This is a genomic window from Streptomyces sp. NPDC051738 (genome assembly GCF_044453205.1).
In the GTDB taxonomy this organism is placed as follows: domain Bacteria; phylum Actinomycetota; class Actinomycetes; order Streptomycetales; family Streptomycetaceae; genus Streptomyces.
The window spans coordinates 197356-220049 of the sequence record NZ_JBITCM010000014.1 but is presented as its reverse complement, the minus strand read 5'-3'; the positions used below and the strand labels follow the sequence as shown (position 1 = coordinate 220049).

Here is a 22694-nt window from a genome sequence, read left to right as displayed (position 1 = left end):
TTTCCTCGACGTCGGCACGGCGGTTGCATCCCGCCCCGGCAGATCCCCAGCATAGGCAGGCCCAGGGGGGCGGGACCCCACACAGGCGCCGCCGCCTCAGCCCGACCGGACCGACCAGGTACGGCTGATGACCCACTCGCCCCGCGTAACGGCAGCAGTCCGCGCCGCGTCCCGGGCCTCCTGCGGCACGTACACGGCGGCATCGGCGTGCAACGGCAGCACCCGCAGCCGCAGCACCGCTCCCGCCGGGAGCCGTCCGATGTCCCAGACACGCCCCGAGAAGAACTGGTCGGCGACCAGCCCGTCTCCCACGTACGCCCGCCCGACGTCCCCACTCCACCGCAGCCGCAGCAAGCTCCCTTCCGGGAGATCCTCCGGTACGTCGACGAGATACTCGGCGGCCACCGTGTCGAAGTACTTGTCCGCGGGCACGCTCGCCCGCCCCAGCACACCCGTCACGGGCTCGGGCGCCGGACCCGCGGGCCGGACCGCGGTCACCGGCGCCTCAAGAGCCCCACCGCCGCCGGTCCCGACGCGATAGCGGGCGAACACCCCGTCCACCTCACCGGCCACCGTCTCCCCATCCACCACCAACGCCTGCTCGGGCGCGGGCAGCACGGCGAACGACGACCGTACGGCAGTGCTGTGCACCCGTACCTCGTCGCCGTCGAACACGACCCCGTCGGCGCACAGCACGAGCCGCTCGGCGCCCCATGCCTCACCGCGATAGACGGTACGAGCCGTCGCCGCGTCCAGCACCAGCAGCCCGACCCGCCCGCCGTCCACCGCCTCCACCTCGACGAGGGCGTCGGTTCCGGGCCGCAGCCCCGTCACCAGGACCCGGCCGTCGACCTCGGCGATGTCCCCGGTCGGCGCGCTGACGGCGGTCACCGTGGCCGCGTCCAGGGCGAGTTCGGGCGCGATGCCGTCGGTGGCGGCGAGCACCAGCACCGTACGTCCGCCGGACTCGACTCTGCACACCGGCTGCGCGCTCGCCCACTCCAGCCGCACACCCGCGACATCGAGCCGCAGTGGCCAGCAGAAGTACGCGCCCGCAGGCACGGTCACCGGAGAACTGGGCAGCGTCAACGCCCGTGCCTCGCCCGGGAATTCGACGGCGAAGGCGGCATCTGGGTGATCCGGCAGGAGCTCGTGCGGCTGGTGGTTGTTGACGAACAGGAACCCGGAGGCACCGTCGCTGCGCACGGCCCACCGCAGCGTTTCCCGGTCGTGCTGACCATCGGGGCGGCGCTCCGGCAGGACCGACTCCATCGGGGCGAGAAGGTGCCCGAAGTCCGCCAACATCAGGTGCTGGAGGCGGAGTTCGCCGTACGAGGGCCGGTACTGGCCGTACTCGCCGAGCGGGGCCTGGAAGTCGTACGTGAGGACGGGCAGGTCGTTCGGGTAGGCGGTGGCGTGGGACTCCTGGAGCGTGGACCGCTCGCCGAGCGGGTTCGTGCCGCCGTGGAACATGTAGTAGCCCTGCCACACCGAGCCGCAGCCGATCTTGGCGAGCCCGAGCGCGCCGATATCGGCGGCGCTCAGGCGTGGCCGGCGGTGGTAGGCCACCGCCATGCCGCCGCCCAACTCGCAGGTGGCCCAGGGGAATCGGTCCGCGAGGGCGTCCGGGTCGCCGCCTCGGACGGTGGTCGGGCGCAGGTCGGCGCCGATGCCCTCGTCGTCGCGCTGGTGGGTGAAGAAGTAGTGCTTGCGGCAGGTGTCGGGCCAGCCGCCGTCGGCCTCGGTCCAGAAGGCCTCGGGGTAGCCGCCGTACAGCGGAAGCAGTTCGTCGGGCGGGAGCCGGACGCCGCCCCACGCGGTCGACGTCCACAGTGGCGCGCCCAGTCCCGCCTCCTGGGCCATCCGCTTCAGCGTCAGCAGATGACCGGGCTGGTCGTAAAGCTCGTTCTCGATCTGGATCGCGATGACCGGACCGCCGTGGCCGCGGTCGAGGCCGCGTAGCTGCTCGGCGATGGCTGCGAACCAGGCGCGCACGGGCTCCAGATATGCCGGGTCGTCGGTGCGGGGCGTGCAGTCGCGGGACAGCAGCCAGTCGGGCAGTCCGCCGCCCCGTACCTCGGCGTGGGACCAGGGGCCGATACGGGGGATGAAGTCCAGGCCGTGGCGGGCGCACAGCTCGGCGAAACGGCGCAGGTCGCGGTTGCCGTCGAAGCGGACGCGGCCCTCGATCTCCTCGTGGTGGATCCAGATGACGTAGCTCGCGACGGCCGTCACCCCGCCCGCCTTCATCTTCAGCAGCTCCTCCTCCCACTCGCCTTCGGGGTAGCGGGAGTAGTGGAACTCGCCGGAGACCGGGAACCAGGGGCGGCCCCCGCGGGTGAGCCAGCGGCTGGTGACCTCGATCGGGTCGGGGGCGTTCGGCGCGTCGGCGAAGGGGAGGTGGCCGGTCAGCGGGGGAGCGGCGGGCGTGGGAACGCGCAGCACGTGCATCACCAGGTGTTCTCCGGGCCGAGGTCGAGTGTGTCGGTGAGCTGGATCCGGGCAGCGGTGGTGCCGTGGAGTTCCAGGAGGACCAGCTCGTTGGTGCCCGGGCGCAGCACCGGGGCGGGGACGTAGAGGGTGTGCTGCGGCCCGCGGTTCCAGTAGCGGCCCAGGTGGAAGCCGTTGACCCAGGCCTGGCCCTTGGTCCAGCCGGGCAGGGCGAGGAAGGTGTCGGCCGGGGTGTCGACGTCGAACGTGCCGTGGTGGAAGGCGGGTTCGGCGACTGTGGGGGTGTCTGCCGGGGTGAACGGGAGCGCGCCCAGGTCGTCCAGGGGGAGGGGGTGGCAGTCCCAGCCGTGCAGGGGGGTGCCGTTGAAGGTGACGGGGCCCAGCAGGCCCTTGGGGGCGCCGATGCGGGGGCCGTAGTTGACGCCGCCCATGTTCTCGACGAGCACCTCCAGCGTGGCGCCGGGGTGCGGGACGCGGACGGGCAGGGTCTCGTCGTGGCGTTCGCGTTCCAGTACGCCGACGGGGGCGCCGTCGACGAAGACCTGGGCGCGGTCGCCGACCCCGCCGGCGAAGTGCAGCAGGCCGTCGCCCGCCGTGTGGAAGGTGGTGCGGTAGAGGGCGTACCCGGTGTGCAGGCCGAGGTCGTTCATCGTTGCCGGGTCTTCGGTGTGGACGGGCTCGGCGAGGTCTTTCACATGGGCCAGCAAGGGCGCCCGACGGCTCAACTCGACGGTTCGGGGCGGGAGTTTGGGAGCCGGCGCGGGGGCGCTCTCCTCGGGGACCGGCGCGTGGCGGGCTATGACCTCGCGGAACGCGTGGTACTTGGGGCCGGGGTCGCCGCACTCGGTGAGGGCAGCGTCGTAGTCGTACGACGTCACGGTCGGCTCGTAGGCGTGCTTGTGGTTGGCGCCGTTGGTGAAGCCGAAGTTGGTGCCGCCGTGGAACATGTAGATGTTGACCGAGGCGCCGGCGGACAGGAGCCGGTCCAGGTCGGCGGCCGCGTCGGCGGCGTCCCGCACATGATGCGGACCACCCCAGTGGTCGAACCAGCCGATCCAGAACTCCGCGCACATCAGCGGGCCTTCGGGCTGATGCCGACGCAGCTCGGCGAGGTTCTCGTCGGCCCGGCTGCCGAAGGTGGCGGTCGCCAGGACGCCGGGGAGGGTCCCGGCGGCCAGATGCTCGGGGTTGGCCTGGTCGCAGGTGAAGAGCAACTCCTCGACGCCGCGGGCCCGGAAGGCGTCCTCGACGTGCTTCATATAGGCCGTGTCGTCACCGTAGGCCCCGTACTCGTTCTCCACCTGGACGGCGATCACCGGGCCGCCCGCTGCGGCTGTGTACGGCAGGAGCGGGGGCAGCAGCAGGTCCAGGTAGCGGTCGAACGCCCCGGTGAAGCGCGGGTCGCTGGAGCGCAGCCGGATGTCAGGGTCCGCGATCAGCCAGGAGGGCAGACCACCGTCGTCCCACTCGGCGCAGATGAAGGGGCCCGGGCGGAGCAGGACGTGCAGGCCCTCGTCGTGGGCGAGGCTCAGATACCGGGGCAGGTCGAGGAAGCCGTCGAGGACGAGGGGCTCGTCGGGATCGGGCTGGTGAAGGTTCCACGGCACATACGTCTCCACCGAGTTGAGCCCCATCAGACGGGCCTTGCGCAGCCGGTCGGCCCACTGGTCGGGGTGGATCCGGAAGTAGTGCATGGCACCGGAGATGATCCGGAACGGCTCACCGTGGAGCAGGAACCCGTCGGACGACGCGGTGAGAGCGGACACGGGGGGACTTCCCTTCGGTTTGGGGGTGGGGAGGGGTGGAGGTTCGGAAGTGCGGGGGGTGGCTTGGGTGGGGCGGGTTTCGCGGGATCGGGTGGTGAGGCTTGGCGGGGCCTTGTGGCGCGGCTTGGCGGGACCGGGTGTGGCGCGGGCTTAGCAGGCTCGGGTAGTGCGGGTCAGCGGGTCAGCGGGGCCGGGTGGCGCGGGGGCGGCGGGGTTGGGTGGTGCGGGTTGGCGGGGACTTGTGGTTCGGGCCAGCACGGTCGGGTGGTGCGGTTCAGCAGGGTCGGAGAGTGCGAGGTCAGCAGGGTCGGGTAGCGCCCCTCAGGGGGGAAGAGGCGCGGATCAGCGGGTTCGAGCGGAGCGGCTCAGCGGGGCCGAGTGGTGCGGATCAGCCACAGGGTCGCCGCCAGGCACAGGGCCGAGACGGCGCCCAGGAGGAGCGGGACGCTGCGGACGCCGGACCACTCGATGGCCTTGCCCAGCGCCGGGCCCGCCACCACGCCGCCGACCATCGAGGCGGCGATGACGAGGGCACCGGCCCGGCGGGCCCGCGGGGCGGACCGGTGGAGCCAGGGCAGGCCGGTAGGGAAGATCGGCGCGATGAACAGGCCGACTCCGGCGTAGGCGTACGGCGCCAGTTCCGGAATCGTCGCGAGGAGAAGGCACACCGTCATCCCCGCGCACGAGACGGTGATGATGGCCTGCGCCGAGAAGCGCAACGCGATCGGGGCGACCAGAAAGCGGCCCACGGTCATCATCAGCCAGTACACGGAGGTCGCCGTGGCGGCGAACCCGGCGCCGTAGCCGACGGTCTCCAGATGGGTCGGCTCCCAGCCGCCGACACCGGCCTCGATGCCGACGTGCAGGACGTAAAGGGCGACGAACACGGCGAGTACGGAGCCGAGACTGCGGGCGAGGACCTGACCGCCGTACGACTCGCCGTGCGCCTCGGACGGTTGCGGCGCCCGGTCGCGTACGCCGCGCAGGCACAGCAGCAGGGGCAGGTTGGCCAGCGCGAAGCCTAGGAACACGGCGGGGTAGTGGGCGGAGCCGATCGCGCCGATCAGGGCCGGGCCGAGGATCGCGCCGATACCGAAGTGGGCGTTGAGGATGTTCAGCATGGCCGTCGAGCGGTGGCCGAAGCCGACGGCGAACAGTTGGTTGAGGCCGTAGTCGATACCGCCGAAGCCGAGCCCGGCCAGCAGGGCCATGGCCAGGGCGACCGGCCAGTTCGGGGCGAGGGCGAAGCCCGCCGCGCCGACAGCCATCAGCAGATACGAGGCGCCGAGGATCCGCCGGTTGCCGATCCGGCCGTAGAGCCGGTCGAAGAGCAGCACGCCGGCCACGCCGCCGACGAAGTGCGCGCTCAGCCCGAGGCCGGCGGCCGACGGAGACAGGTCGAACTCCTCGCGGAAGGCGGGGATCGCCGGGCCGTACAGGGCCTGGAGAGCGCCGATGAGCACGAAGCCGACACAGGAGGCGACCACGGCGGCGGGGCTGAAGACCCGGGGGTGCGGGGGTGCCGACGTCACTGTCATGGTGCTGGATGTTACCGGTAACATCGCGCCGCTCGTCAAGGTCTGCGCCGCGCTCGTCGGTGGTGCGGTGCGCGGGGTGGGGGCGGTCAATTCCCGTGCGGGAGGCGTCGGTTGCTGCCCGATGGCGTCCCGCTCGGTGCGCTGTTCAGGATGCTTGGACTAGTAGTACAAGGGTTGGACATGTAGTCTAGGATTTCGATCCGGAATCGGCTCGGTGAATCGATCATCGAAGCTCAGACGGACAGGAAGTGAGTGATGGCGACCGAGCACGCCCTTGAATCCGAGCGGGACGCGATCGTCGCCGCGCTGACGCCGGTCATCGACGGGCTCGTGGCGACGTTCGGCCCGATGTGCGAGGTGGTCCTGCACGACTACCGGCGGCCGGAGGAGTCCGTGGTCGCCGTGGCCGGTTCGGTGACCGGGCGGACCGTGGGCGGGGTGATGAGCGAGATCGGCATGCGGATCGTCGCGCGCGGCGACAAGGCGGACGACGAACTGAACTACGTCACCCGGACCCGCGGCGGCAAGCTGGTCAAGGCGTCCACGATGGTGCTGCGGGACTCCACGGGCACCGTGTTCGGCGCCCTCTGCGTCAACCTGGACGTCACCGCCGTGGGCGACGCCCACGCCCTGCTCGGCGCCCTCGCCGGCATCGGTGGCGGCCCTGACGAGGTGCCGGTCACCACCTTCGGCAATGACATCGACTCCGTCGTCGACGCCATCCTCGACGCCCACCAGCTCCGGCAGAACGGCAGTTGGGCCGCTCTCGACCGCGGCCGGCGACTGGAGCTGTTCCGGGGCCTGGACGAGCGGGGCGTCTTCGCCGTGCGGCGCGCGATCGAGCAGGTCGCGGCACGGCTCGGCATCTCCCGCGCGTCCGCCTACAGCTACCTGTCACAGGCGCGCGCCGAGGGCCGGGCGACGACGGACCGGGCGTCGACGGACTGAGTGGCGACCGACCGAGCGGCGACGGACCGACCCGCGACCGACAAGACATCTCCTGGAGGAAACGCGTGACGACCACCACCCCGCCGATCACCTTCGACGACGTCCGCGATGCCGCCGCCCGGCTCAGGGGCGTCGCGCACCGCACCCCGGTGCTGCGCTCACGGACGCTCGACGCACGCGTCGGCGCCGAGGTCTTCCTCAAGTGCGAGAACTTCCAGCGCATCGGCGCGTTCAAGTTCCGCGGCGCCTACAACGCGGCGTCCCGGCTGAGCCCGGAGCAGCTGGCCCGCGGCGTCGTCGCCTACTCGTCCGGGAACCACGCCCAGGCCGTCGCCCTGGCCGCCCGGGAGCTAGGCACCAGTGCGGTGATCGTCATGCCCGAGGACGCCCCGCCGTCGAAGCGAGCGGCGACCGTCGGCTACGGCGCCGAGATCGTCACCTACGACCGCTACACCGGCGACCGCATCGCGATCGGGGAGGCCCTCGCCGCCGAGCGAGGCCTCGCCCTCATCCCGCCCTACGAGCATCCGCACGTCATCGCGGGCCAGGGCACCGCAGCTCTCGAACTCCTCGAAGAAGTGGGGGAGTTGGACGCGCTGGTGACTCCCGTCGGCGGTGGCGGGCTCATGGCCGGCAGCGCCACGGTGGCCAAGAGCCTGCACCCGGACATCCGGATGATCGGCGTCGAACCGGAGGCCGGCGACGACACCAAGCGCTCGTTGGAGGCGGGGCGGCGCATCAGCATCCCGGTGCCGCACACCATCGCCGACGGCCAGGCCCTGCACACCCCCGGCGAACTCACCTTCTCCATCAACCGGCGGTTCCTCGACTCGATCGCGCTGGTCAGCGACGACGAGATCCGGGACGCCATGCGGTTCGCCTTCGAGCGACTGAAGATCGTGGTCGAGCCCAGTGGCGCGACCCCGCTGGCCGCCCTGCTCACCGGCCGTGCGGGCACCCTTCCGCGCCGGGTGGGCATGATCATCTCCGGCGGCAATGTCGACGCCGGGCGCTTCGCCGAACTCTGCGGGAGTTTGTGACGGCGCGTTGGTGCGTCGAGGACTTCGGCCTGGCCGACACCCCGTACGAGACGGTCCGTCCGCCGATGTACCGGGCTGAGATGAACAGGCGTGCGGCCATCTCGCCCGTCCGCAGCCCTGCAGCACCAGTTCGACCAGCTCACGCTCTCTGACGTGAGGCCGTAGGCGGCGGACAGCAGCGGTGCGACGGACGGGGCGGTGGCGGACCGCATCGACACCAGGGAAATGACCCTGCCCGCGGTGTCGATCTGGCGGATCGGCGACGACGGACTGATCGTGGACTTCCGTGTCGTGCTCGACCTGGCCCCGGTCTACGCGCCCTGAGCACGGTCGCCACTCTGTGGCAACGAGGGCCGAGCGCGCGTCCCCCGGTTGGCGGCCCCGGATGGACGGGCGGACGATTGACGGGTAGGAGGCCGGCCGCCGACGGCGGTGCACAGGGCCGCCGGGGAGGCCGGCCCGGCCGCGCTGAAACGCGGCCGGAAGGGAGCGCGCCATGTTGGAAGTGAAGCCTCTCGAAAAGCCGGATGAGCGGCGTGATTTCCCCCGCGGCCACCTCGAAGCCGTCCACATGACGGACCTCGACTTCGCTGTGGCGACCTTCGAGCCCGGCTGGCGCTGGACCGAGTCCGTGGCGCCGATCGCGGGCACCGAGACCTGCCAGATGCACCACAACTGCTACATGGTCCAGGGCCGCATGCACATCCGTATGGACGACGGCGGAGAACAGGAAGTCGGCCCCGGCGACGTCTTCGTCTGCTCGCCCGGACACGACGCCTGGGTCGTGGGCGACGAGCAGGTCGTGGTCTACGACTTCCAGGGGCAGACGGCGAGGGAGTACGCGAAGAAGAAGTAGCTCCGTCCGGCCCGCGCCGGACACGTCACACGGTGACGACGACCTTCACACGGTGACGACGACCTTCGCGCGCGCGTGCTCCACCTCCAGGTACCGGATGGCCTCGGCCGCCTCGCTCAGCGGATAGGTCCGCTCGACGACCGGGGCGATCTTGCCGGACTCGGCCAGCTCCCGCAGCGCCGCGAGGTTCGCCCTGCTCTGCACTGCCGAGATCTCCAGCAGCCGCTGGTGGCGAGCGAAGGGCGCCACCAGCCGCCGCTTGAGGAACAGCCCCATCGGCCCGACGAAACTGCCGCCCTCGTACACCCCTCCGCCGGAGAGCACGAGCGTCCCGGTGGGCGTCAGCACGCGCCGGAACTCCCCGAGCGAGCGGTTGCCCACCAGGTCCAGCACCACGTCGTAGCGCCGGTCGCCCCGGGTGAAGTCCTCCTGCGTGTAGTCGATGACCCGGTCCGCGCCGAGTGACCGCACCAGGTCCAGGTTCCGTGTGCTGCACACGGCCGTCACGTCGGCGCCGTACGCCTTGCCGAGCTGCACGGCGAACGTGCCGACGCCGCCCGACGCCCCGTTCACCAGGAGCGTCTGGCCTCGCCGCACCCGGGCGACGTCACGCAGGCCGATCAGGGCGGTGTTCGCCGCCAGCGGTATCGCCGCAGCCTGCTCGAAGGTGAGGTTGGCCGGCTTAGGGCCCACATCGCCGTCCCGCGCGCACACGAACTCGGCGAACGCGCCGTCGGCCTCGCCGTACACCTCGTCGCCGGGCTTGAGTCCTATGACCCCGGAGCCCACCGCCTCCACCAGTCCGGCGAAGTCCCGGCCCCGAACGCGCGTCTTGGGCCGGCGCAGGCCCATCATCCCCCGGCCGAGCAGAGGGTCACCGCGCATGAAGTGCCAGTCATACGCGTTGACCGAGGCCGCGTGCACCCGCACCAGCACCTCGTCGGCGGCCGGCACCGGCCTGTCGATGTCCCTGAACTCCAGCGTGTCCGCCGAGCCGTACCGGTCCTGCACCACTGCCTTCATGAGACCCCCTCCGCTCTCGACGAGCGTAGGAAATCCCCGCCGAGCGGACCATCGGGGACGAACCCTGATTTTCTCCGGGGTCGGTCCTCCCCTTGCCCTGAGGAAACCGGGCGGTTTACTCTTCTCGTCATGAGAAACCGATCGGTTTCCGATTCTGGACATGTTGAGGAGAGTCCCATGACCGCCATCGAAGGTTCCGTCGCCCTGGTCACCGGCGGCAGTCGCGGTATCGGCCGCGCCCTGGTCGCCGCGCTCTACGAGCGGGGCGCCAAGAAGGTGTACGCCACCGCCCGCGACCCGCGCACCGTCACGCACCCCGACGCGGTGCCGCTGGCCCTGGAGGTGACCGACCCCGCGTCCGTCGAGGCTGCCGCCGAGCAGGCGCAGGACGTCACCCTGCTGATCAACAACGCGGGAGCGTCGGTGAACGCGAACTTCCTCGACTCGCCGGTGGAGGACGTGCGCCGCGAGTTCGAGACCAACTTCTACGGACCGCTCCTGGTCACCCGGGCCTTCGTCCCCGTCCTCGAACGCAACGGCGGCGGCCACATCCTCAACGTCCACTCCGTGCTGTCCTGGATCGGTCTGGCCGGCTCCTACAGCGCGTCCAAGGCCGCCTTCTGGTCGCAGACCAACTCGCTGCGCCTCGACCTGAAGCCGCGCGGCATCGAGGTCACCGGCCTGCACGTCGGGTACGTCGACACCGATCTGACCGCCGGCATCGACGCGCCCAAGTCCACGGCCGAGGGCGTCGCGGCCCAGGCCCTCGACGGGATCGCCTCGGGCGCCTACGAGGTCCTGGCCGACGACCTCACCCGGCAGGTCAAGGCGGGGCTGGCGGCCGATCCGGCCACCCTCTACGCGCAGCTCGCCGCCGCCTGATCAGCCCCCGACCACTCCCTGATCACTCTCTGCTCAATCCCTGCTCAATCCCTGATCAAGCTGATCCATCCCTGGTCAGACCGGCAGCAGGCGTGCCACCAGCGCGCTGAGCTGCCGGGCGGTGCGGCACTCGTGCATCTCGACCAGCTCGGCGTAGGCGGGCGCGGCGGAGTCGCCCGTGCCCCAGCGGGAGCGCTGCTCGGGGTTCAACCAGTAGACGCGGCGCGCCCGTTCGGCGATCTGCCGTACGGCCGGCAGGTTCGGGTCGCTCATGTTCGTACGGGCGTCCCCGAGGACGAACACGGTCGTGCGCGGGCCGACCGCGTCGGCGTACCGCTCCGCGAACTCGCCAAGCGCCATGCCATAGTCGCTGCTGCCGTGGTACCCGGTGAGCGTGGCCTCCGTCTCGATCCGGGCGCTGAGCCCTTCCGGATCGGCGGTGCCGCGTTCGAGCAGCCCGGTCACCTCGTCGATCCGGTTGACGAAGGCGAACACGCGCACCTTGCTGAACTGGTCGTGCAGCGCCTGCACCAGCAGCATCGTGAAGTCCGAGAAGCCGGACACCGAGCCCGACACATCGCACAGCAGCACCAGTTCGGGGCGCACGGGACGCCGTCTGCGCAGCACCGGCTTCATCGGCACCCCGCCCGTCGACAGCGACCCGCGCAGAGTCCGCCGTAGATCGATCGCACCTCGGGAAGCGTGGCGGCGACGGGCCGCGAGCCGGGTCGCGAGCTTGCGCGCGAGCGGCTGAACAGCCCTGCGCAGCTCAGCCAGTTGGGCCTTTCCGGCGAAGAGGAAGTCGACCCGGTCGGCGGTCGGCGTCACCGCCCGCCGGGCGATCTCGTCCCGGCCGCGCCGCTCGGCGACCCGGCCCCGCGCCTCCGCTGCCACCAGCGCCCGGAAGCTCTCGATTCGCCGCCGGATCTCGTCCTCCAGCAGCCGGTCACCGAACCCCGAACTCCCGCCCTGCCCACGGATGTCGTCCCGGACGCGGGCGAGCAGCGTCTGCGGGCGCAGCCGTTCGAGCGCCTGGTACGACGACCAGCCGTCCGACTCCGGCGAGGAGCCGTAGCCCCCGAACCCGTCGACGGCCTCGATCGCCAACCGGCCCATCATCGCCCGGTCGTCGGCGGCGAGCGCTGCCGCCAGCCGGTCGCGCAGGTCGTCCCGCCCCGCGGACTTCTGCTCCGGGCCGCCCACACCACGCGGGAAGTAGAGATCGAAGACCGGGTCGAACACCTGCCGTTGCCCGGTGCCGTGCAACAGCGTCGCCGCCAGCCCCTCCCGCAACAGCTCCCGCTCCGCGAGGCCGAGTGCCTCGACCGCCTGCGCCGCGTCCACCGTCTCGCCGGTGCCGATCCGGATGCCGTGCGCGCGCAGCGCCCCGACCAGGGACGTCAGCCGCTCCGCCACGCCCGCGGGCGTGGTCACAGGGCGTCCAGGTCGAGCTTGGCGGTGGCCTTGAGGACGTCGTCCTGGTGCTTGAGGAGGACGCCGAGCGTGTCCTGTACGACGGTCGCGTCCAGCGTGTCGGCGCCGAGCGCGAGCAAGGTGCGCGCCCAGTCGATGGTCTCGGCCACCGACGGCAGCTTGCGCAGGTCCATCGCCCGCAGCGCGCCCACGACCCGCACGACCGAGCGGGCCAGCGTCTCGTCGAGCCCCGGCACCTTCAGCCGTACGATGCGACGCTCCAACTCCTCGTCCGGGAAGCCGATGTGGAGGAACAGGCAGCGCCGGCGCAGCGCCTCGGACAGTTCACGGCTCGCGTTGGAGGTGAGCACGACGAAGGGGCGGCGCGTCGCGGTGATGGTGCCCAGTTCGGGGACCGTGACCTGGAAGTCGCTGAGCACCTCCAGCAGCAGGCCCTCCACCTCGACGTCCGCCTTGTCGGTCTCGTCGATCAGCAGCACCTTGGGGTCGTCGCCCCGGATGGCCGTCAGCAGCGGACGCGTGAGCAGGAACTCCTCGCTGAAGATGTCCGTGCGCGTCTCGTCCCAGGTCTCCTCGCGGCCCGCGCTGATGCGCAGGAGCTGCTTGGCGTGGTTCCACTCGTACAGCGCCCGGGACTCGTCGACCCCCTCGTAGCACTGCAGGCGGACGAGCCGCGCTCCGGCGACCTCGGCGACGGCCTTGGCGAGCTCGGTCTTGCCGACCCCGGCCGGGCCCTCCACCAGGAGCGGCTTGCCGAGGCGGTCGGCGAGGAAGACGGTCGTGGCGACGGCGGGCGAGGCGAGGTAGCCGGTCTCGGCCAGACGCGCGGAGACGTCGTCGACGGATGTGAACAACGGGGCCTCCAGGTCAGTGTCCAAGCGCGGTGTCCAAGCGTGGTATCTAAGCGCTTGTTCAGTGATGATGTCACGAGGGCTCGGCGGACCGAAAGGCGATAGACCGATCGGTTTCCACTCGCCTCCCGGCGAGGTAACCTCGCCCTTATGGCCACAACAGACAAGGCGTCCACCAGTCCCACCAGGGACCGGCTCCTCGACGCGGCGGCCGAGCTCTTCTACCGCGAGGGCGTCTCCATCGGTGTCGAGGCGCTGTGCCGGACGGCCGGCGTCTCGAAGCGGTCCATGTACCAGCTCTTCGCGAGCAAGGACGAGGTCCTCGCGGCGAGCCTGGAACGACGGCTGCCGGTCTACGAGGCCCGGCTGGCATCCGGAGCGCAGGACGCCGGCACGCCACGCGAACGGATCCTGCACGTCTTCGAACAGCTGGAGAAGGCGTCCACCGAGGCCGCCTACCAGGGCTGCCCCTATCTCGCCGCGCTGGTCGAGCTGAAGGATCCGGACCACCCGGCGAGCGCGGTCGCCCGCGTCGCGAAGGAGCGGCTGCAAGGCGTCTTCCGTGCCGAGGCAGAGGAGGGCGGCGCACGGGATCCGGAGCTGCTCGCCCGCCAGCTGATGCTGGTCTTCGACGGGGCCAGCGCGCGGGCGGGGGCCCGGATCGAGACGCTGGACGGGCTGGTGGTGCCGACGGTGACCGCGCTGCTGGACGCCGCCGGAATGAGATGACACGGGAACCGGAGTGAGATGACACGAGAAGGGGCGGCCACCGTGGTGACCGCCCCTCGCCCATTCTGTGGTCACGACGCCACCGCGACCGCTCCGACCGCCGGAGTGCGCAGCATCCGCCGGGCCGTGACCAGGCTCGTCCCCAGCGTCACGGCCGCCGCGATCGCGGTCACCGTGACCCCGATGCCGTAGACCTCGTCCGGCAGTACCCCGTCGGTGCGCACCACCGTGAACGGGACGATCCCGGCCAGCGCGGCCACCATCCCGAACAGGACTCCGGTGACGGTCAGGATCACCGTCTCGACGCCGACCGTCCCGAGCACCTGAACCGGGGTCGCCCCGGACAGGCGCTGCTGCCCGAACTCCCGGCCTCGGTAACTCGTCGCCGCGTACAGCGAGTTGACCAGCATCACGCAGACGAAGACCACGATGATGCCGACGACCGTGAAGTTGAGCGTCTCCAGGTTCTTGGCGTCGATCGACTTCGTCAGGCCCGAGGCCTCGACCGCGTCGCTCTCCACCGCCTGCATGGTGAGCGTGGCCGTGGCCACCGCCGTGAACAGGATCAGCGACATCAGGATCCCGGCCAGATGACCGGCCCGCTCCCGCAGATTCCGCACCGCCAGCCAGCCGCTCGCCCCGCTCAGCGGCAGCCGGTCCAGCACACCTTCCAGCAGCCGAGGCGCCATCAGCGCGAAGCCCACCGACAGCAGGATCGCCCCGTACGCCGGCGGCGCCATCAGGGCCGCGTCCGTCGCGGAGAACACGAAGGTGGAGCAGGCCGCCGCCGCCCCGGCGACCAGCGCGGCGTACGCGAGGAACTTCCGTGCCCCGCCCCGCCGTTCGTGCCCGCGTGCCGCCCGCCGTACGGCGAGGAAGGCGGCGCCCGCCGACGCGAGCAGTGTGATGTCGATGCCCGTCATGAGCGCGATCGGGCCGAAGGAGTGGTCGACGGACTCGGCGACCTGGCCGCTGTCCTGGAACACCTCCAGCAGCGCCCGACCGCCCAGCATCGCCGGGCCGATCGCCAGGGCCGCGCCCACCAGGCCCACGACCACCGCCTCGCCCACGACCATCCGCTTGAGCTGTGCCGGAGTCGCCCCGGAGCAGCGCAGCAGCTCCAACTCGCCTGCGCGCTGACGGACGTTGACGGTCAGGGCCGAGGCGACGGCGAAGAAGACCAGCAGGGTGCCGTAGCCGCCGACGACGCCCGCAGCCGTGGACAGCGTTTCCGCGCTGGTCGGGTCGACGCCGTCCTGCCCGGCCGTGTCGTGCATCGAGTTGAACGTCATGATGATCGCCGCGCCCAGGAACGCGCACAGCAGGGTGGCGAGGAACCGTCCGGGGCGGTGCCGTATCGACCGCATGGCCAGCATAAACATGGCTCAGACCCCCGTCGTCACGTTGTCGCCGAGGTGCGCGAGGCGTTCGGCCACCGCGTCCGGGGTCGGCGCCTGGAGGTGGCCCGCCAGTCGGCCGTCCGCCAGGAAAAGCACCGAGTCGGCGTAGGAGGCGGCGACCGGGTCGTGGGTCACCATGACCACGGTCCGGCCGTGCACCCGCACCGCCTGCTGGAGCAGCCGCAGCACCTCGCGTGCGCTGCGCGTGTCCAGGGCGCCCGTCGGCTCGTCCGCGAAGATCACCCGGGGCTCGGTCACCAGGGCGCGGGCGATGGCCACGCGCTGCCGCTGACCGCCGGACAGCTGCTCGGGGCGGTGCCCGAGCCGGTCGCCGAGGCCCACGGAGGTCAGGACCTCCTTCGCCCGCTGTCGGTCGACGCGCTGCCCGGCGAGCTTGAGCGGCAGCACGGTGTTCTGGGCGACGGTCAGCGTCTCCAACAGGTTGTACTGCTGGAACACGAACCCGATCCGGCCGCGCCGGAACTTCGTCAGCTCCGCCTCGCCGCCCCCGGTCAGCTCGGTGCCGTCCACCCGCACGATGCCGCTGTCGGGCCGGTCCAGACCGGCCGCGCAGTGCAGCAGCGTGGTCTTGCCGGACCCCGACGGCCCCATCACCGCGGTGAAGGTGCCGCGCCCCAGACCGAGGGTGACCCCGTCCAGAGCGGTCACGGCGCTGTCGTGCGAGCCATAGGTCTTGGTGACCTTGACCAGCCGGAGCGCTTCGGCGGCGGGTCCCGTGTCGTGCGTACGTCGCGAGGCTGCGCGAAACATCGTCATCACTCTCCGTCCGGCACTCCCTGTGCCTGCCGACGAAGTTACGGAGCGGGCGCCTTTGCCACATTGGGCGCAGAACCCGTATTGCCGGGTGTACTCAGCGACACCACCGACGGGGGGTCCGGCAGCCGGTGTCCGAGGGCGATGTCAGTGGTGGGCGGTACGTTGCGGGCATGGGGATCTACCTGGTGAGCGTCGGCGCGCGGGAGTGGTTCGGCGAGGAGGAGGACGGGCGGGGGGACGTCGCCGCGGGGCTGAACGAGGAGTTGAGGCGACGCGGGCTTCCGCCGTACACGAGCGTTCCCGAAGAGGCGGCGTTCGCTCCCGGTTCCGGGACCGGCTTCGAGGAGAAACTCGTCCCGCCCATGGACGGCTTCAGCGCCCTGTGCCGGGCCCATCTGTCGCGGGCGGAGGAGGAGTTGCTCTGCGGCTGGACGGTGCTCGTGCCGGTGTCGCTCGACGAGGAGATCGAGTTGCCCGTCGAGTCCGCCTACGACCTGACGACGACCGTCGCCGGCGCCCCGCAGATCCTCGCCCTCGCCGAGCGGCTGGCCGAGGCCGTCGAGCTGCCGTCCGACGCGATACCGGCTACATCGGACAACCTTGAGCTGACCAGCTGGTTCCTGGACGGTCAGGCGAAGAAGGCCGCAGCGACCCGGCCGGGACGGTGGAGCGAAGACCTCGACGTGTCCTTCTACGTGGCGTTGTACCTGCGCGCCGCCCAGCACTCGATACGGCGCGGCTGCCCGATCGTCTACTCCTGACAGCGGGCGGCGGCCGAGGCTCCGTGACATCGGTGAGCGGGCAAGAATGCCTGATTCCGATTTTGAACTGTTTCAATTCACCTCAACTACCCTTCTGTGGCTGGGGAGTTCTGTTGGATTCTGCAAGGTATTTGTCCTGATCGAACCGTAGACACCTCTCACTCCTGCCACTAGCTTCAACCGTCGTTCGAGCTGAATCGTTCCAACTCCGAGCAGCCGAAAGGGACTACGGCATGAATGACGGAGTCGACAGCACGAAGGGCGACGGGGTGCGTCGCAGGACGGTGCTCACCACGGCACTCGGCGCCGCCCCACTGGCCCTGGCGGGCGGGATCACGGGAGGCGGGCCGGCCTCGGCGGCACCGGCCTCGCACCGCACCGCCGTCGAAGGCCTGACGGTCGAGCACAGAACGAACCCCCTCGGCGTGGACGCCCCCCACCCCAGGTTCGGCTGGCGCATGGCCTCCTCGGCACGAGGCCGCCGCCAGTCGGCGTACCGGATCCTCGTCGCCACCGCACCCGACCGCCTGACCTCCTCCCGGGCGGACGTGTGGAACAGCGGCCGAGTCACCTCACCCGACTCGATCGCCGTGCGCTACGCGGGCCCCGCCCTCAACGCCTCCACCCGCTACCACTGGACGGTGACGGCCTGGGACGAGACCGGCCGCCCCGTCGCCACCGCCCCGACCGCCCACTTCGAGACCGGCCTCCTCTCCACCGACGGCGTCGCCGGCTGGGACGGCGCCCAGTGGATCGCCATGGCGGGCAAGCAGCCCAACACCCCCGGCGCCCCGCTGCTGCGCCGACAGACCCGGCTGACCGGACGCCGAGTACGCGACGCCCGCCTCTACATCTCCGCCCTCGGCGTGTACGAGGCCCACGTCAACGGCCACCGGGTCACGGTCCAGCAGGGCGACGAGGCCACCCACGAACTGCTGACGCCGGGCTGGACCAACTACGACAGCACCCTCAGCTACTTCACCTACGACGTCACGGACCTGGTCGCCGGGGACCGGCACCAAGGGCAGGTCACCCTGGCGGCCGTACTCGGCAACGGCTGGTACAACGGCCGAGTCTCCGAGAACAGCACCTACTACTCCGCCGACGGCAACCGCCTGGCCCTCAAGGCCAAGCTCCTCGTCCGGTACGCCGACGGATCCGAGCAGACGATCGTCACCGCACCCGGCGACGACTGGAAGGCCACCGACACCGGCCCCTATCGCGCCGACGACATCTACGACGGCCAGACCTACGACGCCCGCAAGGAACTCCCGGGCTGGACGGCGAACGGCTTCGACGCCTCCGGCTGGGCGGGCGTGAGCGCACACGACCACACCTCCAGGTTCCCCGACGCGAAGCTGGTCGCCTACCCCGGCGAGAGCGCCCGCCTGGTGCCGGACTGGGACCGCGGGCCGCACTCCATCACCGTCCACACCGGCGTCACCGGACAGGACGGCAGCCCCAACGGCAAGGGCCGCATCGTCGTCGACGCCGCCCGCACGGTCACCGACCCGGCCGCCGCGGCCACCACCGCCGTGACCCTGCGCCCAGGCGACACCGCCGTCATCGACCTCGGCCAGAACCTGGTCGGTGTGCCCCGCTACACGTTGCGCGGCCCGGCGGGCGCCCAAGTCGCCATCAAACCCGGCGAGATGCTCAACGACGACAGCGCGGGCGCCGACGGCCCCGTCGGCTCGGTCTACCGCGCCAACCTCCGCGCCGCCAAGGCCACCAGCACCTACATCCTCAAGGGCGACCCCCAGGGCGAGACCCACGAGGACACCCTGACCTTCTACGGCTTCCGCTACGTCTCCGTCACCGCGACCGACACCGTCACCCTCACCGACTTCACCGGCCGGGTCGCCACGTCCGCCCTCCACGACATCGGCACGATCACCACCGACGACACCTACGTCAACCAGCTCATCAGCAACGTCCGTTGGGGCCAGCGCGGCAACTACCTCTGGGTCCCCACCGACTGCCCCCAGCGCGACGAACGCCTCGGCTGGACCGGCGACACCCAGCTCTTCTCCAACACCGGCCTCTACAACGCCGACACGGTCAACTTCCTCAGCCACTTCGAGGACATCCTGATCGACTCACAGAAGACGTACGGGCAGGACGGCGCGCAATTCACCTGGGTCGCTCCCGGCTCCCGCTACAACCAGCCGATCCCGGCGAGCGGTTGGGCCGACTGCGGGGTCGTCGTGCCGTGGACGGTGTGGCAGATGTCCGGCGACACCACGGTCATCGACCGCAGCTGGGCCGCGATGAAGAAGTACCTGGACTGGATCCGGCAGCGCACCGGCGACACGTACGCCGGACAGGGCGCGATCTTCGGCGACTGGCTGGCGTTCCAGGTCACCAGCACCCAGCTCATCAGCGACGCCTACTACGGCTACAGCGCCCGCCTCATGGCCGACATGGCCCGCGCCACCGGCCGCGACGACGACTCCCGCACCTACGACGAGCTCTTCTCCCGCATCAAGCGGGCCTTCGTGGCCAAGTACCTCGTCACCGACCCCGCCACGGGCGAGGTCACGGTCCGCTCCAGCCTCGGCGAGGCACCGCCGTGGACCGGCGGAAAGCCCGAGGACAACAGCCAGACCGCCCTGCTGTGGGTCCTCAAACTCGGCCTCTACGACACCGAGGCCCAGCGCCGCCACCTCATCAAGTCACTCGCCGAGAACATCGGCAACGACGAGGCCTACAAGGAGGCCCACCCCGACAGCACGCGTGTGAAGTACGCGGAGAACACCCTCTCCGTCGGCTTCCTCGGCGTGAACGTCCTCGCCCCCGTACTCACCGACGAGGGCCGCGTCGACCTGGCGTACCAGCTCCTCCACCAGGACGCCATGCCGTCCTGGCTGTTCTCGGTGCGCAACGGCGCCACCACCATCTGGGAGCGCTGGAACTCGTACTCGAAGGAGGACGGCTTCGGCCCGGTCGACATGAACTCGTTCAACCACTACTCCTACGGCGCGATCATGGAGTGGATGTACGAGAGCATGGCCGGCATCGCCAAGGACCCGGAACACCCCGGCTTCCGGCACTTCTTCCTCAGGCCCCACCTGGACCCGACCGGCAAGGTCACGCGGGTGACCGGGTCACACCTCTCGCCGTACGGCGAGATCGTCAGCCAGTGGCAGGCGGACGACCGGAAGCTGGCCTACCGTGCCACGGTGCCCCCGAACACGACCGCGACCCTCCACATCCCCACCACCGACCCGTCGACGGTCCGCGAGGGCCGTACACCCCTCTCCCGGGTCGAGGGCGTCGAGTACCTGGGCTTCGCGGACGGCACCGCCTCCTACCGGCTCCCGTCCGGCCGCTACGAGGTGACGTCCGCGCTCGCCTGAGCGCCCACCAGCACCACCTCCAGGGTGCGCGGTCCGTGTACCCCCTCGACCCGGTCCAGCTCGATGTCGCTGGTCGCCGACGGACCGGAGATCCACGTCAACGGGCGGGCCGGGTCGAGGCGTTCGAGGGCCTGCGGGACGGAGGAGACGACCTGCTCCGGGACCCGTACGACACAGATGTGGTGGTCGGGGACGAGCGTGATGCGGCGGCGGCCCTGGTCGGGGCCGCCGTCCAGGACGATGGTGCCGGTCTCGGCGACCGCCACCGCACACGCCGTGACCACGCTGTCGACCTGGTCCAGCTGGTGCGCGGTGCCCTCCGCCCGGTCCGGGATCCGCTCGGCGTCACTCGCCGCGAGCCACCCCGGATCCAGACCCGGCGGCACGGCCACGGTCTTGGCGCCCCGCGCCGCGAGCATCCCGGCGATGGTCGCGGGCAGGTCGTCGGCCGTGCAGCGATGCACGATCGCCCGGTAGTCCGCCAGGTTCTCGGCCAGCAGATCCACCGTCTGCTCGACACTCCGCTCCCCGTGCTCGCGCAGATAGTCGCGCGCAACCGCCTGGTCGTACGGCCGCTCGTCCTGTCCTACGTCCGCCAGCGCGCGCCGCACCCGCCCCAGGATCCGTTCCCTGCTGCTCACTTCGCGCCGTCCTTCCCGCCGTTGGTCCGCTGCCACCAGTCCCGGAAGGGCTCCTTGGGCACCGTCGGCAGATCCCGGCTGTCGCTCCACGCCTTGCCCGGTCCCGGGAGCGTCCGCGGATGCAGACGCCGGGTGCGCGACGCGAGCCGCTGACCGGCCCGCAGGGCTCCGGGCCGGCTGAACGCCCAGCGCGCCGCCCGCATCGCGGCCCGCTCGGCGGCATGCCCCTTCGCGGGCTTGAGCACCACCTTGTTGCCCCGCGCGGTCACTTCGCCGCCCTCCACGACCCGTTCCCGCAGATGCACCAGCACCTCGGGGATGTCGATGGCCACCGGGCACACCTCGTAGCAGGCGCCGCACAGCGACGAGGCGTACGGCAGCGAGGCGTCGATCTCGCTTGCCACGCCCCTCAGTTGGGGGCTGAGGATGGCGCCGATCGGACCCGGATAGACCGAGCCGTACGCGTGCCCGCCCGCCCGCTCGTACACCGGGCACACGTTGAGACAGGCCGAGCAGCGGATGCAGCGCAGGGCCTGGCGGCCGACCTCGTCGGCGAGGGTGTCGGTGCGGCCGTTGTCGAGCAGGACCAGATGGAAAGTCTTCGGCCCGTCGCCGTCCGTCGTACCGGTCCACATGGTCGTGTACGGGTTCATGCGCTCGGCGGTGGAGGAGCGGGGGAGTGTCTGCAGGAACACCTCCAGGTCCCGCCAGGTCGGCAGGATCTTCTCGATGCCGACGACCGAGATCAGTGTCTCCGGCAGGGTCAGGCACATCCGCCCGTTGCCCTCGGACTCCACGACCACCAGTGTGCCGGTCTCGGCGATCATGAAGTTGGCGCCGGAGATCCCGACCTTGGCGCGCAGGAACTTCTCCCGCAGATGCAGGCGGGCGGCCTCGGCGAGTTCGGCGGGCGTGTCGGTGAGGCCGTCCGGGGCCGGGCGGCCCCACTCGCTCATCTCCTTGCGGAAGATGTCCCGGATCTCGCCCCGGTTGCGGTGGATCGCCGGGACGAGGATGTGCGAGGGGCGGTCCTTGCCCAACTGCACGATCAGCTCGGCGAGATCGGTCTCGTAGGCGCGGATGCCCTCCGCCTCCAGTGCCTCGTTGAGGCCGATCTCCTGCGTGGCCATCGACTTGACCTTGACGACTTCCGACTCACCGGTCGCCTTGACGAGATCGGCCACGATCCGGTTGGCCTCGTCGGCGTCGGCGGCCCAGTGGACCGTACCGCCCGCCGCCGTGACCGACTCCTCCAACTGGACCAGATAGCGGTCGAGATGACGCAGCGTATGGTCCTTGATCAGCTTCCCGGCCTCGCGCAGCGCCGCCCAGTCGGACACCTCCGCGACGGCCTTGGCCCGCTTGGCGCGAATGGTGTGCGTGGCGTGCCGCAGGTTGCCGCGCAGGGTCTGGTCGTGCACGGCCTCGTGCGCGGCCTTCGGAAACGCCGGCATCCCGACGAACGTCCCGCTCATACCGCCGCTTCCTCCTCCGTGCTCGCCAGGATCTCCGCGATGTGTACCGGCCGCATGCCCGTGCTGAGCCGCGCCATGGTGCCGCCGATATGCATCAGACAGGAGTTGTCCGCCGCGCACAGCACCTCGGCGCCGGTCGACTCGGCGTTGCGCACCTTGTCCGTACCCATCGCCGCCGAGACGTCGGCGTTCTTCAGCGCGAAGGTGCCGCCGAACCCGCAGCACTCGTCCGCACCGGGCAACTCGACCAACTCCAGCCCCTTGACCGCCTGGAGCAGCCGACGGGGCCGGTCGCCGAGCCCCAGCCCGCGCAGTCCGTGGCAGGTCGGGTGGTAGGTCACCTTGTGCGGGTAGTAGGCGCCGACGTCCGTCACCCCCAGCACGTCGACCAGGAACTCCGTCAGCTCGTACGTCTTGGGCACCACGGGCGCCAGGGTCGCCGCGAGCGTGTCCCCGCGTCCCTCGGCCCGCGCCCGCTCACCCATCCGGGGATACAGCTCCCGCACCATCGCCCCGCACGACCCGGACGGGGTGACGATCGCCTCGTACTCCCCGAAGACATCGGAGAAATGCCGGGCAAGCGGCTCGGCCTCGTGCCGGTATCCGGTGTTGTAGTGCGCCTGTCCGCAGCAGGTCTGGGCCATCGGGAAGTCGACCTCGACGCCCAGCCTGGTCAGCAGTTTCACCACGGCGCGTCCGGTGTCCGGATAGAGCGTGTCGTTGACACAGGTCAGGAACAGGGCGACACGCATCGCGGCTCCTT

Annotated in this window: 19 protein-coding genes; 8 read left to right on the top strand and 11 right to left on the bottom strand. The window is 71.0% G+C overall.

Features of this window, described 5'->3' with window-relative positions; genetic code table 11:
• Positions 1-96: 96 nt before the first annotated feature.
• The 3 genes from ACIA8X_RS30490 to ACIA8X_RS30480 all read right to left on the bottom strand — a co-directional run bounded on the left by ACIA8X_RS30490 (position 97) and on the right by ACIA8X_RS30480 (position 5755).
• Positions 97-2451 carry a beta-galactosidase gene (locus tag ACIA8X_RS30490; RefSeq protein ID WP_399459614.1) on the bottom strand — a complete coding sequence of 785 codons (2355 nt, stop codon included), beginning with the start codon at positions 2449-2451 and terminating at the stop codon, positions 97-99.
• A complete protein-coding gene (locus ACIA8X_RS30485; protein ID WP_399459613.1) occupies positions 2451-4217 on the bottom strand; it encodes a beta-galactosidase in 1767 nt (588 codons plus the stop codon). Before ACIA8X_RS30485 ends, ACIA8X_RS30490 begins: the two co-directional genes overlap by 1 nt.
• 365 nt (positions 4218-4582) lie before the next feature.
• Positions 4583-5755: an MFS transporter gene (locus tag ACIA8X_RS30480; RefSeq protein ID WP_393447167.1), complete on the bottom strand. Its 1173-nt coding sequence runs from the start codon at positions 5753-5755 to the stop codon at positions 4583-4585.
• 255 nt (positions 5756-6010) lie between these two features.
• Between ACIA8X_RS30480 and ACIA8X_RS30475 the strand changes: the two genes are divergently transcribed.
• The 4 genes from ACIA8X_RS30475 to ACIA8X_RS30460 all read left to right on the top strand — a co-directional run bounded on the left by ACIA8X_RS30475 (position 6011) and on the right by ACIA8X_RS30460 (position 8599).
• The gene (locus ACIA8X_RS30475) at positions 6011-6703 is read left to right on the top strand and encodes a transcriptional regulator (RefSeq protein ID WP_399459612.1); all 693 of its coding nucleotides are present in this window, start codon (positions 6011-6013) and stop codon (positions 6701-6703) included.
• A 65-nt stretch (positions 6704-6768) separates the two neighbouring features.
• A complete protein-coding gene (locus ACIA8X_RS30470; RefSeq protein ID WP_399459610.1) occupies positions 6769-7743 on the top strand; it encodes a threo-3-hydroxy-L-aspartate ammonia-lyase in 975 nt (324 codons plus the stop codon).
• 198 nt (positions 7744-7941) lie between these two features.
• Entirely contained in the window at positions 7942-8067 is a 126-nt protein-coding gene (locus tag ACIA8X_RS30465) for a hypothetical protein (RefSeq protein WP_399459609.1), read from the top strand.
• Positions 8068-8239: 172 nt separating this feature from the next.
• Positions 8240-8599: a cupin domain-containing protein gene (locus tag ACIA8X_RS30460; protein ID WP_093909845.1), complete on the top strand. Its 360-nt coding sequence runs from the start codon at positions 8240-8242 to the stop codon at positions 8597-8599.
• Between the two features lie 45 nt (positions 8600-8644).
• Here the strand turns inward: ACIA8X_RS30460 and ACIA8X_RS30455 are convergent, their stop codons facing one another.
• On the bottom strand, positions 8645-9622 hold the full coding sequence (locus ACIA8X_RS30455; protein WP_399459608.1) for an NAD(P)-dependent alcohol dehydrogenase: 978 nt from the start codon (positions 9620-9622) through the stop codon (positions 8645-8647).
• Between the two features lie 177 nt (positions 9623-9799).
• On the opposite strand from ACIA8X_RS30455, the gene ACIA8X_RS30450 reads away from it, so the two are divergent.
• Positions 9800-10504 carry an SDR family oxidoreductase gene (locus ACIA8X_RS30450; protein ID WP_393447153.1) on the top strand — a complete coding sequence of 235 codons (705 nt, stop codon included), beginning with the start codon at positions 9800-9802 and terminating at the stop codon, positions 10502-10504.
• A 75-nt stretch (positions 10505-10579) separates the two neighbouring features.
• Here ACIA8X_RS30450 and ACIA8X_RS30445 read toward each other — a convergent pair whose 3' ends face one another.
• Positions 10580-11938 carry a VWA domain-containing protein gene (locus ACIA8X_RS30445; RefSeq protein WP_393447151.1) on the bottom strand — a complete coding sequence of 453 codons (1359 nt, stop codon included), beginning with the start codon at positions 11936-11938 and terminating at the stop codon, positions 10580-10582.
• Positions 11935-12792 (bottom strand): AAA family ATPase, encoded by an 858-nt coding sequence (locus ACIA8X_RS30440; RefSeq protein WP_393447149.1) that lies wholly within the window; start codon positions 12790-12792, stop codon positions 11935-11937. The genes ACIA8X_RS30445 and ACIA8X_RS30440 overlap by 4 nt, the downstream gene beginning before the upstream one ends.
• A 147-nt stretch (positions 12793-12939) precedes the next feature.
• On the opposite strand from ACIA8X_RS30440, the gene ACIA8X_RS30435 reads away from it, so the two are divergent.
• Positions 12940-13518: a TetR/AcrR family transcriptional regulator gene (locus ACIA8X_RS30435; RefSeq protein WP_399459607.1), complete on the top strand. Its 579-nt coding sequence runs from the start codon at positions 12940-12942 to the stop codon at positions 13516-13518.
• A gap of 71 nt (positions 13519-13589) precedes the next feature.
• Here the strand turns inward: ACIA8X_RS30435 and ACIA8X_RS30430 are convergent, their stop codons facing one another.
• Complete coding sequence (locus ACIA8X_RS30430) at positions 13590-14900, bottom strand: FtsX-like permease family protein (RefSeq protein ID WP_399459606.1); 1311 nt, start codon at positions 14898-14900, stop codon at positions 13590-13592.
• A 3-nt stretch (positions 14901-14903) separates the two neighbouring features.
• Positions 14904-15695 carry an ABC transporter ATP-binding protein gene (locus ACIA8X_RS30425; RefSeq protein ID WP_399459605.1) on the bottom strand — a complete coding sequence of 264 codons (792 nt, stop codon included), beginning with the start codon at positions 15693-15695 and terminating at the stop codon, positions 14904-14906.
• A gap of 170 nt (positions 15696-15865) precedes the next feature.
• On the opposite strand from ACIA8X_RS30425, the gene ACIA8X_RS30420 reads away from it, so the two are divergent.
• Positions 15866-16456 carry a hypothetical protein gene (locus tag ACIA8X_RS30420; protein WP_399459604.1) on the top strand — a complete coding sequence of 197 codons (591 nt, stop codon included), beginning with the start codon at positions 15866-15868 and terminating at the stop codon, positions 16454-16456.
• A gap of 233 nt (positions 16457-16689) precedes the next feature.
• On the top strand, positions 16690-19815 hold the full coding sequence (locus ACIA8X_RS30415; RefSeq protein WP_399459603.1) for a family 78 glycoside hydrolase catalytic domain: 3126 nt from the start codon (positions 16690-16692) through the stop codon (positions 19813-19815).
• Here ACIA8X_RS30415 and ACIA8X_RS30410 read toward each other — a convergent pair.
• From ACIA8X_RS30410 to ACIA8X_RS30400, 3 genes are read right to left on the bottom strand one after another with little or no spacing between them, the layout of a single operon-like run.
• Entirely contained in the window at positions 19788-20456 is a 669-nt protein-coding gene (locus ACIA8X_RS30410) for a lactate utilization protein C (RefSeq protein WP_399459602.1), read from the bottom strand. The two genes, ACIA8X_RS30415 and ACIA8X_RS30410, sit on opposite strands and share 28 nt — an antisense overlap.
• Positions 20453-21931: a LutB/LldF family L-lactate oxidation iron-sulfur protein gene (locus tag ACIA8X_RS30405; protein WP_399459601.1), complete on the bottom strand. Its 1479-nt coding sequence runs from the start codon at positions 21929-21931 to the stop codon at positions 20453-20455. The genes ACIA8X_RS30410 and ACIA8X_RS30405 overlap by 4 nt, the downstream gene beginning before the upstream one ends.
• Entirely contained in the window at positions 21928-22683 is a 756-nt protein-coding gene (locus ACIA8X_RS30400; RefSeq protein ID WP_393447134.1) for a (Fe-S)-binding protein, read from the bottom strand. The genes ACIA8X_RS30405 and ACIA8X_RS30400 overlap by 4 nt, the downstream gene beginning before the upstream one ends.
• Positions 22684-22694 lie beyond the last annotated feature (11 nt).

Coding starts and splice junctions, on each gene's coding strand:
- ACIA8X_RS30455 (WP_399459608.1), bottom strand. CDS start 9,622: ATGAAGGCAGTGGTGCAGGACCGGTACGGCTCGGCGGACACGCTGGAG.
- ACIA8X_RS30480 (WP_393447167.1), bottom strand. CDS start 5,755: ATGACAGTGACGTCGGCACCCCCGCACCCCCGGGTCTTCAGCCCCGCC.
- ACIA8X_RS30425 (WP_399459605.1), bottom strand. CDS start 15,695: ATGACGATGTTTCGCGCAGCCTCGCGACGTACGCACGACACGGGACCC.
- ACIA8X_RS30400 (WP_393447134.1), bottom strand. CDS start 22,683: ATGCGTGTCGCCCTGTTCCTGACCTGTGTCAACGACACGCTCTATCCG.
- ACIA8X_RS30475 (WP_399459612.1), top strand. CDS start 6,011: ATGGCGACCGAGCACGCCCTTGAATCCGAGCGGGACGCGATCGTCGCC.
- ACIA8X_RS30450 (WP_393447153.1), top strand. CDS start 9,800: ATGACCGCCATCGAAGGTTCCGTCGCCCTGGTCACCGGCGGCAGTCGC.
- ACIA8X_RS30460 (WP_093909845.1), top strand. CDS start 8,240: ATGTTGGAAGTGAAGCCTCTCGAAAAGCCGGATGAGCGGCGTGATTTC.
- ACIA8X_RS30435 (WP_399459607.1), top strand. CDS start 12,940: ATGGCCACAACAGACAAGGCGTCCACCAGTCCCACCAGGGACCGGCTC.
- ACIA8X_RS30415 (WP_399459603.1), top strand. CDS start 16,690: ATGAATGACGGAGTCGACAGCACGAAGGGCGACGGGGTGCGTCGCAGG.
- ACIA8X_RS30430 (WP_399459606.1), bottom strand. CDS start 14,900: ATGTTTATGCTGGCCATGCGGTCGATACGGCACCGCCCCGGACGGTTC.
- ACIA8X_RS30420 (WP_399459604.1), top strand. CDS start 15,866: ATGGGGATCTACCTGGTGAGCGTCGGCGCGCGGGAGTGGTTCGGCGAG.
- ACIA8X_RS30405 (WP_399459601.1), bottom strand. CDS start 21,931: ATGAGCGGGACGTTCGTCGGGATGCCGGCGTTTCCGAAGGCCGCGCAC.
- ACIA8X_RS30490 (WP_399459614.1), bottom strand. CDS start 2,451: ATGCACGTGCTGCGCGTTCCCACGCCCGCCGCTCCCCCGCTGACCGGC.